This is a genomic window from Simiduia sp. 21SJ11W-1, from assembly GCF_024138675.1.
Taxonomy (GTDB): domain Bacteria; phylum Pseudomonadota; class Gammaproteobacteria; order Pseudomonadales; family Cellvibrionaceae; genus Simiduia.
Map to the genome: position 1 here is coordinate 3,003,272 of NZ_CP090959.1, position 14,754 is coordinate 3,018,025.

General features: G+C 57.2%; 11 protein-coding genes. 8 read left to right on the forward strand and 3 right to left on the reverse strand.

All coding sequences use genetic code 11. The features are described from left to right. Positions 1 to 104: 104 nt before the first annotated feature. From L1F30_RS13135 to arsJ, 4 genes are all read left to right on the forward strand, one after another. Entirely contained in the window at positions 105 to 881 is a 777-nt protein-coding gene (locus L1F30_RS13135) for a hypothetical protein (protein ID WP_253356688.1), read from the forward strand. A gap of 126 nt (positions 882 to 1,007) precedes the next feature. Then, positions 1,008 to 1,352, forward strand: a complete 345-nt coding sequence (locus L1F30_RS13140) for a metalloregulator ArsR/SmtB family transcription factor (RefSeq protein WP_253356689.1) — start codon at positions 1,008 to 1,010, stop codon at positions 1,350 to 1,352. A gap of 40 nt (positions 1,353 to 1,392) precedes the next feature. Next, positions 1,393 to 2,397: an ArsJ-associated glyceraldehyde-3-phosphate dehydrogenase gene (locus tag L1F30_RS13145; protein WP_253356690.1), complete on the forward strand. Its 1,005-nt coding sequence runs from the start codon at positions 1,393 to 1,395 to the stop codon at positions 2,395 to 2,397. A gap of 2 nt (positions 2,398 to 2,399) precedes the next feature. Beyond that, positions 2,400 to 3,653, forward strand: a complete 1,254-nt coding sequence (gene arsJ / locus L1F30_RS13150) for an organoarsenical effux MFS transporter ArsJ (RefSeq protein ID WP_253356691.1) — start codon at positions 2,400 to 2,402, stop codon at positions 3,651 to 3,653. On the opposite strand, the gene L1F30_RS13155 is transcribed toward arsJ, so the two are convergent. After that, entirely contained in the window at positions 3,650 to 7,927 is a 4,278-nt protein-coding gene (locus L1F30_RS13155) for a PAS domain S-box protein (RefSeq protein WP_253356692.1), read from the reverse strand. The genes arsJ and L1F30_RS13155 overlap by 4 nt on opposite strands. A 123-nt stretch (positions 7,928 to 8,050) precedes the next feature. On the opposite strand from L1F30_RS13155, the gene mgtE reads away from it, so the two are divergent. The 4 genes from mgtE (at position 8,051) to L1F30_RS13175 (ending at position 13,203) form a co-directional block, all read left to right on the forward strand. Continuing rightward, entirely contained in the window at positions 8,051 to 9,406 is a 1,356-nt protein-coding gene (gene mgtE, locus L1F30_RS13160; protein ID WP_253356693.1) for a magnesium transporter, read from the forward strand. A gap of 74 nt (positions 9,407 to 9,480) precedes the next feature. Next, positions 9,481 to 10,443 carry a sensor domain-containing diguanylate cyclase gene (locus tag L1F30_RS13165; protein ID WP_253356694.1) on the forward strand — a complete coding sequence of 321 codons (963 nt, stop codon included), beginning with the start codon at positions 9,481 to 9,483 and terminating at the stop codon, positions 10,441 to 10,443. A gap of 25 nt (positions 10,444 to 10,468) precedes the next feature. After that, positions 10,469 to 11,203 carry a sulfite exporter TauE/SafE family protein gene (locus L1F30_RS13170; protein ID WP_253356695.1) on the forward strand — a complete coding sequence of 245 codons (735 nt, stop codon included), beginning with the start codon at positions 10,469 to 10,471 and terminating at the stop codon, positions 11,201 to 11,203. Positions 11,204 to 11,376: 173 nt separating this feature from the next. After that, positions 11,377 to 13,203 (forward strand): DUF885 family protein, encoded by a 1,827-nt coding sequence (locus L1F30_RS13175; protein WP_253356696.1) that lies wholly within the window; start codon positions 11,377 to 11,379, stop codon positions 13,201 to 13,203. A gap of 51 nt (positions 13,204 to 13,254) precedes the next feature. Here L1F30_RS13175 and L1F30_RS13180 read toward each other — a convergent pair whose 3' ends face one another. After that, positions 13,255 to 13,857, reverse strand: a complete 603-nt coding sequence (locus L1F30_RS13180) for a YhgN family NAAT transporter (protein WP_253356697.1) — start codon at positions 13,855 to 13,857, stop codon at positions 13,255 to 13,257. Then, entirely contained in the window at positions 13,844 to 14,674 is an 831-nt protein-coding gene (locus L1F30_RS13185) for an ABC transporter substrate-binding protein (protein ID WP_253356698.1), read from the reverse strand. Before L1F30_RS13185 ends, L1F30_RS13180 begins: the two co-directional genes overlap by 14 nt. Between the last annotated feature and the right edge of the window lie 80 nt (positions 14,675 to 14,754).

Here is a 14,754-nt window from a genome sequence, read left to right on the forward strand (position 1 = left end):
GGGGCAAGGGGCAACTCTAAGCGCTACACTGACAACCAATACCCGCTGATAGACGTATCACACTCATTACTCAAGACTTCAGGTATGCCCGCCAAAAAGCAACTATGCAACCGAATTCAGGCGCCCACCGCTCACGTCTAACCTCGCCGCGCTTGGTGCAGCTAGTGGCTGCGCTGTGCCTATGCGCCGCAGGCACACTGGCCGACACCGCCCCGCCGAACGCAAGACCAACCATTACCTTCACCTGCGCCGTGGTACCCGATTCACGGGTGATTGCCGTACTGCATGCGCTCTATACCTCAGCCTTCGACAGCCTCGGCTACGACTTCGTGCTAAAAGAACGCTCCGGTAAACGCAGCCTGGTTGACGTAAATCAAGGGCGGGTAGATGGCGAGTGTGCCCGCAACGGCCAGCTGATGGCCGAGAGCGGCTACCATAACCTAGTGCGTGTAGATGCCGAATTGATTCGGTTTAACATCAACCTTTACAGCTTTGATGCCACCCTCGACGCACTCACTACGGCCCAGATTATCGAACGCAATCTCACCGTTGGCTACCAACGTGGCGCACTGGTGCAAGACCTGCTACTGGCAACGTTGCCCTCACACAAGCGCATTTTATTTACCGAGCTAACCAGTGGCCTGCGCATGCTGCACGCCGGCCGCATTAACCTTGTTGCCGCTCCGGGCGCACTGATGGGTGCTGCGGTAAACAAAACCCAGCTGCCCGCACCCACGCGAGTTGGCGTACTGGCAAGCTTTGGTGCCTACCCCTACCTCAATAGCCAGCACGCAGATTTGGCCGCGCCGCTGGCGGCCGCAATTAAGGCCCAGCTCAATAACCCCGCCCACCCCTTGCACCAATTTAGCGAACCCCACTAGCACGCAAAGCCCATAACTCAGCTGAAGGTCACTCAACTGGCTGGGATTCAGGCCGCATATACGATATTTCATATATACGAATTTTCATATATATTGCACGGAAATTGCCAAAGCCCGGGAGTTGCCGTGCAACCCACTGCCTTTTTCAAATTGCTGGCCGATGAAACCCGCCTCAAGAGCCTCCTGCTGATCACCCGCGAGGGCGAGCTTTGCGTGTGCGAACTCACCTGCGCGCTCGGGGAAAGCCAGCCCAAAATATCGCGCCACCTGGCGCAGTTAAGGGCGGGCGGCCTGCTGGAAGATCGGCGCCAAGGCCAATGGGTGTATTACAGGCTTAGCCCCACACTGCCCGAATGGTGCCAATCACTGCTGGCCGATACGTTGGCAGCCAACCCCCGCTTTTTAACCCCTGCGGTTGCACAGCTCGCGAAAATGGGCGATCGCCCGGCACGCGCGCGCGCCTGCTGTTAACCCTGAACAACCAATACACAACCCAGCACACGAGAACATCATGAGCATCAAAGTAGGTATCAACGGATTAGGGCGCATGGGCCGCTTGAGTTTGCGGGCCGGTTTCAATCAGGCGCCGCTGGAATTTGTACACATTAACGAACCCGCCGGTGGCCCAGAAACGCTGGCGCACCTGTTGAATTTTGATTCCATTCACGGGCGCTGGGCCAACACAGCGGAGCACTCTGCAACGGCCATTAGCATCAACGGCAAGCCAATCCCGTGCAGCCACAACAGCGCCATTGCCGATACCGATTGGTCGGGCTGCGATCTGGTGATTGAAGCCTCCGGCAAATTTAACCGCTCGCAAGATTTGCAAGCCTACCTAGACCAAGGCGTGAAGCGCGTGGTAGTCACAGCGCCGGTTAAAGAGGCGGGGGTATTGAATGTGGTGATGGGCGTTAACCAGCATCTGTTTAACTCGGCCGAACATCCCATTGTGACGGCAGCCAGTTGCACCACCAACTGCCTGGCCCCGGTGGTGAAAGTGATTCACGAATCTCTTGGTATTGTGCACGGCTCCATGACCACCATTCACGACCTCACCAACACCCAAACCATTCTGGACGCACCCCACAAAGATCTGCGCCGTGCGCGCGCCTGTGGGCAGAGTTTAATTCCCAGCACCACAGGCTCAGCCACGGCCATTACGCACATTTTTCCCGAGCTTAAGGGCAAGTTGAACGGCCACGCCGTGCGCGTACCCTTGGCCAATGCCTCACTCACCGATTGCGTGTTTGAAGTCGCCCGTAAAACCAACGCTGAGGAAGTAAACGCGCTTTTGCAAACCGCAGCCCAAGGCGAGCTTGCGGGCATTTTGGGCTTTGAGACCCGCCCACTCGTGAGCGTCGATTACAAAACCGATGCGCGCTCTTCCATCATTGATGCGCTTTCAACATTGGTGATTAACGGCACCCAGGTAAAAATTTACGCCTGGTACGACAACGAATGGGGCTACGCCAACCGTGTAATAGACCTGGCCCGATTTGTCAGTAGGCACCCATAGCCATGGCTCTCACACCGGCGCTGCGCCAATACGCCATTATCACCGGCAACTACTGGGCCTTTACGCTCACCGACGGTGCCCTGCGCATGTTAGTGGTGTTGCACTTTCACGCCCTGGGTTTCAGCCCGCTGGCCTTAGCCATGCTGTTTGTGCTCTACGAATTACTGGGCGTGGTGACCAATCTCTTAGGCGGCTGGCTGGGCGCACGGCTGGGTTTAAACCACACCATGAATCTGGGGCTGGGCCTGCAAATTGTGGCGCTGGGTTTACTGCTGGCACCCACCCACTGGCTAACCCTGCCCTGGGTGATGGTAGCCCAGGCCATTTCCGGTGTTGCCAAAGATTTGAATAAAATGAGCGCGAAAAGCGCCATTAAACTGCTTGTGCCTTCCCATGCACAAGGCAAGCTCTTTCGCTGGGTGGCACGGCTTACGGGCTCAAAAAATGCACTTAAGGGTGTGGGGTTTTTCCTGGGCGGTGCCCTGCTTAGCGGCTTTGGATTTGCCGGTGCGGTGTTGGGTTTATTGCTCTTTTTATTGCTGGTGTGGGTGGCAAGTTTACTCAGCCTTTCCCGGGGCCTTGGCAAAGCCACACGCAAGCCGAAATTTCGTGAACTGTTTTCTAAAAGTGCGCCCATTAACTACCTTTCGGGTGCCCGGTTGTTTTTATTCGGCGCGCGCGATGTGTGGTTTGTGATTGCACTGCCTGTGTACTTGGCCAGTACCTTTGGTTGGAGCCACTGGGGCGTGGGCAGCTTTCTGGCCTGCTGGGTAATTGGCTATGGCGTAGTTCAAAGCCTGAGCCCGCGCCTGTTTAGCAGGCCTCCTGAGCGCCAACACGCCATCGGCTGGGCGCTGGCGCTGGCGGCAATACCTGCACTTCTGGCGCTTGGCTTGATGCCCGCACCCGGCGCACTTGCCACCGGCGCGCTCGGCGGTACATCTGCCCAGTTATTGATGGTTGTTGCAGGCCTTGGAATTTTTGGCGCGGTGTTTGCCATCAACTCTGCGCTGCACAGTTATTTGATAGTGCGCTATGCAAACCGCGATGGCGTATCGCTGGATGTGGGTTTTTATTACATGGCCAATGCCGCAGGGCGCTTAATGGGCACGGTGCTTTCGGGATGGCTGTTCCAAAGCGCGGGCTTTACGGCTTGCCTTTGGGTGTCGGCGGCGTTGGTGGTACTGGCTGCTGTGTGCTCACTAGGGCTCCCCGCCGAAGAGCTGCCCGCCCGGGAGCTGCCCGACAAAAATTAGCGGGGTAATGGTTTGCTAGCGGCCTGCGCCACATACTGCTGCAGCCGCGCGGTAAAACGCTTACTGGCAGCAGCCACAGCTGCAATACTGGACTTCAAACCGGTGGCATCACAACGCGCGGCATCACCCTCCAGGGTATCAGCGCAGGCTTGTAGCTCGCGCCCGCCAAGCTGCCCGGCGGCACCTTTTACGGTGTGCGCGAGCAACTGCAACGCCGAATAGTCTTCCGCTACCATGAGCGTCTGGGCGCGCTGGGCCACATCGCCAAAGGAATCCAGGTAGCGCTCTATTAACCACAGTAAACGGTCTGTGCGCTTGCGCACGGTTTGCAGGGCAAACTTTTCATCCCACACGGTGTCGGCCGCCACAGGCTCAGCAGTTTCCACCGTTTGGGCTGCGTGGGCCAACCAACGGGTCAACACCACCTGCAGCTCATCTTCTTCAATGGGTTTGCTCAGAAAATCGTTCATGCCTGCGTCCATGCATCGCTCGCGATCACCGCGCATGGCATTGGCGGTGAGCGCCACTACCGTGAGTGAACGGCTGTGCTCACCGGCATCGCCCGCGCGAATACGGCGGGTGGCTTCCAGGCCATCCATTTCAGGCATCAAGCAATCCATAAACACCAGGCTGATATCGGTATTGGCTTTTAACACCGTGAGCGCGTGACGCCCGTTTTTAGCGGTGAGCACGCGGGCGCCTAAATCCTCCAGCATCATGGTGGCCACTTCGCGGTTAATGGCGTTGTCTTCCACCAGCAAGACTTTTTGCGATTGCGCCACAACCGCGGTAGCCGCTTTCGCCACGCTTTGGCTGCCACCTTCAGTGAACAACGCCAACAGGCGCGACTCGGTAACGGGTGCGGCCACTCTATCGGTAAAGCCGAGCTGCATCATAAAATTGGGATCCGGGTCTAGATGCTGGCCATGCACCAGTACCCGCGCCTTGTGCGCCCGCGCCCAACCGGGGCTTGTGGCACTGAGCCCGCCCGCCAAACAAAACTCACGCCCCACAAATACCCATTGATAATCGCGTGCGGCCAACAGTTCCTCGGTATCGGCCAAATTATCCGCCTGAAACACCTCGGCTCCCGCCTCTTGCAGCAAATTTGCCAACGCTTGGATAGAGGGCGCATTTTCGAGCGCAATGAGTACAAATTGGCCGGCCAGCGAAGGCAGTGAACCACGGCGTGTGGGCGTGACATTGGTAAGTTCAATGTGAAAGCTGAAGGTTGACCCCACGCCCGGGCGAGATTCCACCGATACCTCGCCCCCCATCAGCTGGCACAGCTTGCGGGTGATGGCCAGGCCCAAACCCGTGCCCTCAAAGCGCCGGGTAGACGAGCTGTCTACCTGGGAGAAAGGCGTAAATAAATCGGCCAATTGCGCCTGGCTCATGCCAATACCGGTATCGATCACAGCTACCGTTAACCGAGTACTTTCAAGGGCAACCCGCACCACCACCTGGCCAACTTCTGTGAATTTAATGGCATTGTTGATCAGGTTTATTAAAATTTGGCGCAGCCGGTCTGGGTCTGCGGTGACTTTAACGTGGCCTACTTGCGCTTGATCAAGCACCAGGTAAATGCCGCGCTGGTGTGCCGAGAGCGCCAGAATTTGCACCACGTCTTCCAGGGTTTGGCGCAAATCAAATGCACGAGGCATAAGCTCAAGCTTGCCGGCATCCACCTTGGAAAAATCCAGAATATCGTTAATGGTTGAAAGCAGGGTAATGGCGCTGCGCTGGGCAATATCCACATGGTGCGCCTGATTGGCGTTCAGGGGCGTGCGCTTTAGGAGGTTCAGCATTCCCATTACACCGTTTAACGGCGTGCGGATTTCATGGCTCATCATGGCCAGAAATTCACCCTTCACTTTCACCGCGTTTTCAGCCTGCTCTTTGGCAGCACGCAAGGCCTGCTCTACGGCCTTGCGCTCGGTAATATCCTGAAAGGAGCCGTACATGCGCACGCAACGGCCATCAACCATGTGTGAACGTCCCGTTGAGGCAAGCCAACGGCGCTCACCTTGGGCGGTAATAATGGGTAACTCCACCTGCCAGGGGGTGCCCTTTTTCAAGCCGTTCATCAGGCATTCAACAATGACTTTTTCGCTGTCGTCTACCCGGTAGAATTTGAGGGTGTCTTCAATATGGGGTTCAAAGCTTTCATCCACACCGTGAATTTGTTTGGCCATGAGCGACCAGGTAGATTTCTTGGTGTGGGCATCGTATTCCCAGGCACCAATGCGCCCTTGCTCACTCATGGCCTCCAGCATTTCCTGTTGGCGCTCGAGCGCCTGCTGGGCGCGTATGTTGTCGGTCATGTCTATGCCGGTGGAGTAATATTTTTTGCGCATCGGATCTGCGCGGGTGCTCCACACGAGCGTAATGTAATCGCCGTCTTTTTTTCGAAACCGGCTGGTAAATTCCACACTCTGCACGCCCGAACGCAGCTTGCGCATTTCCTGTTTTACACTTTCAAGGTCGCCTGGATGAACCAGATCAATAATGGGGGCACCAATCACTTCTGCGTGGTTATAACCCAGTTGCCGCGTGAAATGGCTATTGACCACTTCAAAATAGCCTGCGTCGTTTGAGATACCCATAAACACGGGTGAAAGCGAGAAAAAGCTATTGAGTTGCTCCTGCGATTCAATCAACTTGTGGGTGGCGCGCTTGCGCTCGGTAATATCGAGCACAGTGCCCACCATGCGCACAGGTTTACCCTCGGCCCATTGCACTATGCGCCCGCTAAAACTCAACCAAACCCAATGCCCGGCCGCGTGACTGACGCGCACATCCATGGCAATGCTCGGCTCCACATCTTCGCGAGCGGTAGCCACAAAATTTTCCAGTTGAATGCGGTCTTGCGGATGCAGCCAGGCAAGCCAGTCGCTGGCATCCACCCCCTTCTGCTCTGAAACTTCGCGCCCCAGTAACTGTTGCCAGCGTGCATTTAGCACAATGCTATTGCTCACCAATTGCCAATCCAAAAAGCCGACGCCGGTGCCATCTACCACCAGATTAAGCTGCTGATTGGATTCCTTTAACTGGCGCGACGTGCGCTCGCGCGCGGTGATGTCTTCTACCATTACCCAAATAAACGAGGCAGCGCCGGTGCCCGCCACGCGCACGGCCTTCACCAAAACCGACTGCACCTTGCCTGCTTCGCTGACAAACGAGGCGCGAAAATCAATAGCAGAGGTGGCACCTGAAAGCAGATCAATCCAGACACCTTTATAGGCGCGATCGGGGGGGAGTAGTTTTTCTGCAGAATTGCCGTAGGCACTTTGGCCCAGAATCACTTTTAAGGCTTCGTTGTGATGAAGCACTGTGCCGCCTTCTGCATCGCACAGTGCAAGGCCCACAGGTGAGTGATTAAACAAGCCCTGTAGCCGCAGCTGTTCGGCCAGGCGATGGCGCAACAACACGGTAACAAAGCCCAAGGGCAACATAATAAGCGCGATTATCAGCGCCAGGCCCGCCTGCAACCAATGGCGGTTGGGCGCAAGGTGTGACCAGCCGCCAATGGGTGTGGCGGCCATTACCCAATGGCCGCTGGGCAGATTGATCTCCTGCAGTACGGGCGCCTGGTCAAACAAGGTGGCATCGCCATAAAACACCGCACCGGCTGCCCCTTGCCCATCCTTGCCGCGCAGCGCCACGTTGAGTGGCGCACCCAACAGCCCGCTGGCGGCATAAAAGCGCTGCACATCAATTACCGCTGATATCATGCCCCAGAATGTTTCACTGGAGCCTGCAAACACCGGCACCCGCCCGATAAACCCCTGCCCGCCCTGCACCAGGTTAACGGGGCCTGCCACAACAATTTCGCCCGTAATTTTGGCCCGCAACGCCGCGGCCTTTTGGGCCTCATTAGCGGCCAGATTAAGGCCAATGGCGCCCTCGTTGCCGGCCAGCGGGTACATCAGCTGTATGACCATGTCCGGCGCGCCACCCAGGTTCCTGAGTTGGTTGCGACCGGCAAAAATCTTGCTGGCATACTGGCCAAACTTGGCCTGATCTAGCGCGGGCTCTGCAGCAATGACTGCGGCCAAGCCCAACACAGATTGGATGTTGTTGTTAATATTGCCCTCTAGCTGGGCGCGCAGCGTAGAGCTTTGCGCCAGCACCAGCGAGCGCTGCTGCTCCAAAAACCGCTCACTGTTAAGGTTATCCAGGTACCAGGCACCCACGCCCAACCCCGCGCCGAGTGCGAGCATCAGCACCCACATCACCGGCAGCGCAAAGGAGGACAGTTGGGCCAGGCGCAAGTAGTTCTCCCGTTGTATTTAAAGACGCAGCGTTCAGTATAGCCAGCTCACTGGATTCAGCTGGCCGTTGTATTGGGCTGCCACTCTTCCTACAATCGCGCCATCAACCAAGCAGGACACCCCATGGATAAGGCCGAACTCCAGCGCCAACTTGAGCAAATCGCCTCCCATCCAGACAAGCACGCCCTGCGCGCGCTGCTGGCGCACCGCCACATCGCCGATCTCTCTGACGCGCTGGCAAGCTTTACGCCGGAAAACGCGGCCAAATTGCTGGATTTGCTCACCCTGCACGACCACGCCGAAGCCTTTTCCTACATGCCCGAAGAACGCCAGGCAGAGATTGCCTCGGTGATGCCGCGCAATGATCTAGCGGCGCTGTTTTCACAAATGGAGTCCGACGAGCGCGCCGACCTCTACAACCGCCTCACCGAAGACCAACGTCACGCGGTGCTACCGGGGCTGGCACAGGCCGAGCGCGAAGATGTGCGCCGCCTGGCCAGCTACCCGGAGAAAACCGCCGGCGCCCTGATGACCTCAGACTACGCCACACTCAGGGCCCACTGGACGGTAAAAAAGGCCCTCTTGCGCATTCGGCTTGAAGCGCCCGACAAAGAGACCATCTACCAAGTGTATGTGGTAGACAAAGACCGCACCCTGCGCGGCACCCTGTCGCTCAAGCAGCTGATATTGGCCCACCCTGAAGCCTCCATCGCAGACCTGATGCTCACCGACGTAGTGAGCGTTGATGTACAGGAAGATCAGGAAAAAGTGGCCGAGGTGATACGCCACTACGACCTGCTGGCGGTGCCGGTGCTCGACAACGAGCAGAAGCTTGTGGGCATTATTACCTACGATGACGCCATGGATGCCGCCGTAGAAGAGGCCACAGAAGATGCCCAAAAGAGCGCCTCGGTGGCCACCCTCGGCTCATCGTTTAAAGACATAAGCCTCGGCCAGTTGTACTTAAAGCGCATCGGCTGGTTGCTGTTGCTGGTATTTGGTGCACTGTTTTCCGGCGCAGGCATTGCATTTTTTGAAGACATCATCGCCCAACAGGTGGCGCTGGTGTTCTTCCTGCCCCTGCTGGTGGGCAGTGGCGGGAACGCGGGCTCACAGGCGGCAGCCCTGATGATCCGGGCGCTGGCCACGGGCGAGGTGCAAATGCGCGACTGGCTGACGCTGGTGGGGCGCGAGATTTTAGTGGCCGGCGCACTGGGCCTGACGCTGGCCGTGGCGGTGTCGGCACTGGGCTGGCTGCGCGGCGGGCCGGAGGTGGCAATCACCGTGGCCGCGGCCATGGTATGCGTGGTGCTTACGGGCTCGCTGATTGGCCTGTGCCTGCCGTTTGTATTGTCGAAAATCAAGCTCGATCCGGCCACCGCCTCTGGCCCCTTGGTAACCACCATTGTGGATGCCACAGGCGTGATCATCTACCTGGGGTTTGCCTCGCTGATTCTTACAGGCGGCATCAACTTCTAAGGCGCTTACGTGGCTCTGGCGCCACAGTTGGCTATGCTAAAACACTCGCCAACCCAACCAGCTGCAGGCCCGCCATGATTGCACCCGGTATGCCGCCCAACGAACCCCAGCGTCTGGCAGCGCTGCGCAGCCTTGAGCTGTTTGGCAAGCCGCCCCAAGAGCGCTTCGACCGCTACACCCGCCTGGCCCGGCGATTGTTTAATACGCCCATTGCGCTCATCAGTTTAGTGGAGGCAGACGAGCTGTGGTTTCTCTCGCACCAGGGCTTACCCCTTGAGCGGGCACCCAGGGCCAACGCCTTTTGCGCACAGGTGGTGGCCAGCAACCAACCACTGCTGGTGCCCAGCGCCCGGCAAGATGCGCGCTTTAAGCACAACCCAAGTGTGGTAGGCGCAAATGGTTTGCAGTTTTACGCAGGCTGCCCGCTGTGCATTGATCACAAAACAACCCTCGGCACCCTGTGCATTCTCGATAAAAGGCCGCGCAATTTCGGCGTCGATCACCTCAAACAACTGAACAAACTCGCCCAGCTGGCAAGCCATGCCCTGAGTAAACACCTGCCAGACACGGTGGACGGCCTCACCCACATCTCCAATCGCCAGGGGTTTAAAACCCTGGCGCAGTTCGTTATTGATACAGGCCTTGAGCGCGGGCGCAGCACCACATTGCTGCTGTTTAACCTGAAAAATTTTCGGCCACTGAACGATCATTTCGGCCGCGCCGAGGGCGATGTGGCACTCAAAGCGTTTGCCAGGCTGCTGTGCCAGGGGTTTCGCGAGTCGGACCTTGTTGCCCGGCTGGGTGGCGACAAGTTTGCCGTACTGCTGGGGGAATCTGACGATGCCGGTGCCGCCATTGCGCTGGATCGTTTTAAAAAGAATCTTGGCAAGTACAATAGGCAGGCGCTGCGCGGGTATGATCTACGCTTTGAGGTGGCCCGTATGGGCTACAATCGCGATGCATTCGGCTCGGTGAACAGGCTGCTTACCGCAGCCGACGCCACACTCGCCGAGGCCAGCAGGCACAGCCGCCGCTGAACCGGCACCAAATTCTGAGGTAGTTTTGTTAACCGATCCCCTTTTCTGGCTGCTGGGCGGCCTTGGCGTGATTTTAACGGGTATTTCCAAGTCCGGTTTTGCCGGTGGCGCGGGGGTCGTGGCCGTGCCACTGCTGGCGCTCATCATGCCATTGCCGCAGGCCGCAGCACTCATGCTACCGGTGTTGCTGGTGATGGATGCCAAAACCGTGCACTACTATTTTCGCCATGCCCACTGGCCCAGTTTAAAAGCATTGTTACCGGCGGCGTGCCTGGGCATTGGCGCTGGCGCGCTTGGCATGGGCACGCTCTCTGACGCCGCGCTGCAATTGTCGCTTGCCTTACTATGTATCGTGTTTGGCCTGTGGGCGCCATTGTCACACTGGTTTAGCAAATTTCGCGGCGCCGGCTGGGTGTGGGGCGCGGCGGCGGGCACCAGCTCCACCCTGATTCACGCAGGCGGCCCGCCGCTCAACATCTATTTGCTAGGGCGAGGCCTGCCCAAGCTGCAATGGCTGGCAACGGCAAGCATCTTTTTTGCCGTGTTGAATGTGATAAAAATTCTGCCCTACGGGCTCTTGGGCCAGTGGCAGGCCGATACCTTGAGCCTTTCATTGGCGCTGCTGCCACTGGCGCTGCTCGGTGTGTGGGCCGGCAAAGTCATTGCACAAAAAATTGACGATGCCACTTTCATGAACGCCTGCCGTGGCTTGTTGATTATCTCGGGCCTGTTGCTGCTGGCAAAAGCCGGGCTCTGGTGATTTTTGCGTTAGCTGGCATGGCTGTTGTGCGCGCAATAATGATTCCCGCGAGCGGCATGAGATTGACAAGGCTGCCAAATCAAGCAGCCTTATAAACGCGACACGCGCCAAATATTCACCGGGAAATTCCGCCGTGCTAAGGTGAGTTCACGCACAATCACCGGAGCGCCCAGATGCCCTTGTTTACTTTTACCCTATCCCGCCTTGGGCCAATGCTGGCAGCCCTTGCCTGCACCTTTAGCCTTATTGCCTGCACAGGCCCTGGCCAAAAGGCTGGCGCCACTGAAACATCCAACACACATCAAATACCGGCAGCATCGGCCGCGCTGGGGGCCATTATTGACGACCACTGGCGCTATAGCCTGGCCGAAGACCCCATAATGGCCTCGCGTATGGGCATTGCAGGCTACGCCCATGCACTGCCCGGTGTCACCCAAGCCGATCGCGCACGCAGGCTCGCCGCCGAGCTTGCCTTGGTTGCACGCCTGGATGCCATAGACACCCAATCCTTAAGCCAAACAGAGGCAGTTAACCATCAACTGCTGCGCTGGGTGTTGAGCAACAGCATTGATGCCAACAAGTTATTTCTGGAGCGCATTCCCCTTAACACCTTTTACAGTTTTTATGCCGAAGCGCTAGAGGCCAGCAGTGGCCTGGCCATGCAAACCGAGCAAGATTACCGCAACTACATTAGCCGCATTGAGGCCTTTGGCCGCTACTTTGATGAAAATCTCGCCAACATGCGTGAGGGAATTCGCACGGGCTTTGTACTGCCAAAGATTGTAGTGCAAGGCATTGCGCCCACCGTGCGCGCCCAGGTATATAAAGACCCAACCCAAAGCAGCCTCTACAAACCCTTCAGCGAACTGCCCACAAGCCTAAGCGCCAAAACCCGCAAGCAATTGCAAGCAGACGGTGCCCGCGCCATTGCCGAGGTGGCCATGCCGGCGTTTAAACGCGTAGCGGATTTTCTGGAAGGTGAATACCTGCAGGCGGCCACAGAAACCTTGGGCGCCTCGCAGCTGCCCGGCGGCCAGGCCTACTACCGCCACGCCATTCGCACCTACGTAACTCTGGATGAATCGCCAGACAAAATTCACGCCATCGGGCTTGCTGAAGTTGCACGCATTAAAGCTGAAATGCAGGCGCTTATTAAAGCCACAGATTTTGAAGGCAGCTTTGAAGATTTCACTGAATTTCTGCGCACCGATCCGAAATTTTATGCAACAACACCCGAGCAACTTTTAAAAGAGGCCGCCTTTATAGCCAAGCGCGCCGATTACCAACTGCCGGCATTTTTCAAGAAGCTGCCGCGCATGTCTTACGGCATAGTGCCGGTGCCTGCAGAAATCGCGCCCAACTACACCACAGCCTCGTACAACCCGGCCGCCATTGGCGGTGTGCGCGGTGGCGCCTATTGGTTAAATACCCATAACCTCAATCAGCGACCTTTGTATGAATTGCCCGCACTCACCCTGCACGAGGCGGTGCCCGGCCACCACCTGCAAGGCGCACTCTCCCAGGAACTTGAAGATGTGCCGCACTTTCGCCGCAACCTGTACCTCAGTGCCTTTGGCGAAGGCTGGGGTTTGTACGCAGAACACCTGGGCATAGAAATGGGCATGTACACCACGCCCTACGAGCATTTTGGCCGCTTAAGTTATGAAATGTGGCGCGCCTGCCGCCTGGTGATAGATACCGGCATTCACTCCCAAGGCTGGAGCCGCGCACAAGCGCTGGCGTATCTGGCCGCCAATACATCGCTTTCGCAAGACAATGTACGCGCAGAGGTAGACCGCTATATTTCCTGGCCGGGCCAGGCACTTTCTTACAAGATGGGTGAAATAAAAATTCGCGCCCTGCGTGCAGAGGCCGAACGGCAACTGGGCGCGCGTTTTGATATACGCGACTTCCACGACGCGCTACTCAGTGACGGCGCGTTGCCACTGTCGATGCTTGAAGAAAAAATGCGACGGTTTATTGAACGCCATAAACACTAGCCTGCAGCCTTTCACTTGCCGGCCTTCAATGGCCGGCAAGTAATGGCGATTTCAACTGAAGCTGTTCACAAAATCGCGAATGCCGTTGAGCAACATTTGCGTTGCCAGAATCACCAGAATCATTCCCATCAAGCGCTCCAGTGCGCGCGAACCTTTTTCACCGATCACACGCATAATCAAAGGCGATGCCAAAAGCAACGCAGAAGATCCGCCCCAGGCCAGCATCAGCGCTACCGTCCAATCCATAATTTGGCCTGGCTGGTTTGAACTTAATAGCAGCAGCACGGCAATGGTGGAGGGCCCGGCAATCATTGGCACGGCCAGGGGCACAATGAATGGCTCTTCGGCGTGGCCATCTTCGCCGCGCTCTTGGGCTACGGGAAAGATCATGCGCAGTGAAATAATAAACAGCAACACCCCGCCTGCGATATTCAGGGAGCTTTGGGTCAAGCCCAGGAATGCCAAAATTGCGTTACCGGCAAATAAAAACAGCAGCAAAATCACCAGCGCAATTATCAGCTCACGGGTTAGCACCCGGGTTCTGCGCTTGGCATCTAACCGTGAAAGCACGGCGTTAAAAATGGGCACATTGCCGAGCGGATCCATAATGAGAAATAACGTAACCGCGGCTGGTGCAATTTCAATCCAATTCATGGTGTGTGCCTTTGGTGATGATTTCAGATGTGGTGGCAGGTGTGACAGCCGTTGTTGGGCTGGATGGTGTTGAGGATTGGTGTGAAAGCCCCAGTTTGTAAATATCCCCATGCTCTCTGAGTACTGCGTCTACGGCGGTTTGCAGTTGCGCGACCAGTGCCGGCGCCACATCAAGACTTAGGGCAAAGTAGTAATCGCGCGAGGGAAAGTGGTGCACCACCTCAAACAGACGCTCATCTAACCCTGTGGTTTCCAGCACATGCAGCCAGCCGCCTTCCCCAAAGGCCCACAAATCAATACGCCCGGCGTGCAACATTTTGGCCAGGTGGTTAACTTGTGTTGCCAGCACCAGATTCTCATCAGGCAGGCCCACGGCACGCAGATGCTCGGCCGCCGCATCGTCGCGCAACGCACCTATCACGTATTTGTGGAAATCTTGCGGGTGGGTAAAACTGAAGGCATGAACCTTGCGCCCGATGAGCACATCACGCTCTTGCCCTATGGGTCCCACCCATTGAAAATGCGCCTCGCGCTCCGGTGTTCTGAGTGTGCTGAATAACACCGCATGCGGGCCCTGCTTGGCGCTGCGAAAGCCCCGCGCCCAGGGCAGCACTTCAATTTGTGCGCGTGTCATGGGGCTGCCAGCATGCCTGGTTGCCGCCAGCAATAACTCCACCGCCGGGCCATGGGGCTTGCCCTCAAATACGTAATTGAGCGATGCACTTTCTTCGGTGATAAACCTCAGCTCGTTCAGCTCGCCAGCCAGTAGCCCCATACTCCCCGCTGCCAAGGCGAGCGCAAGCATCCATTTTCGCACCCGCTTACCAGGCCTGCCAACGGGTGTACTAATCACTGCTCGCCATCCACTTACCCCTAATAAGCTTGGTTGCCACGCTT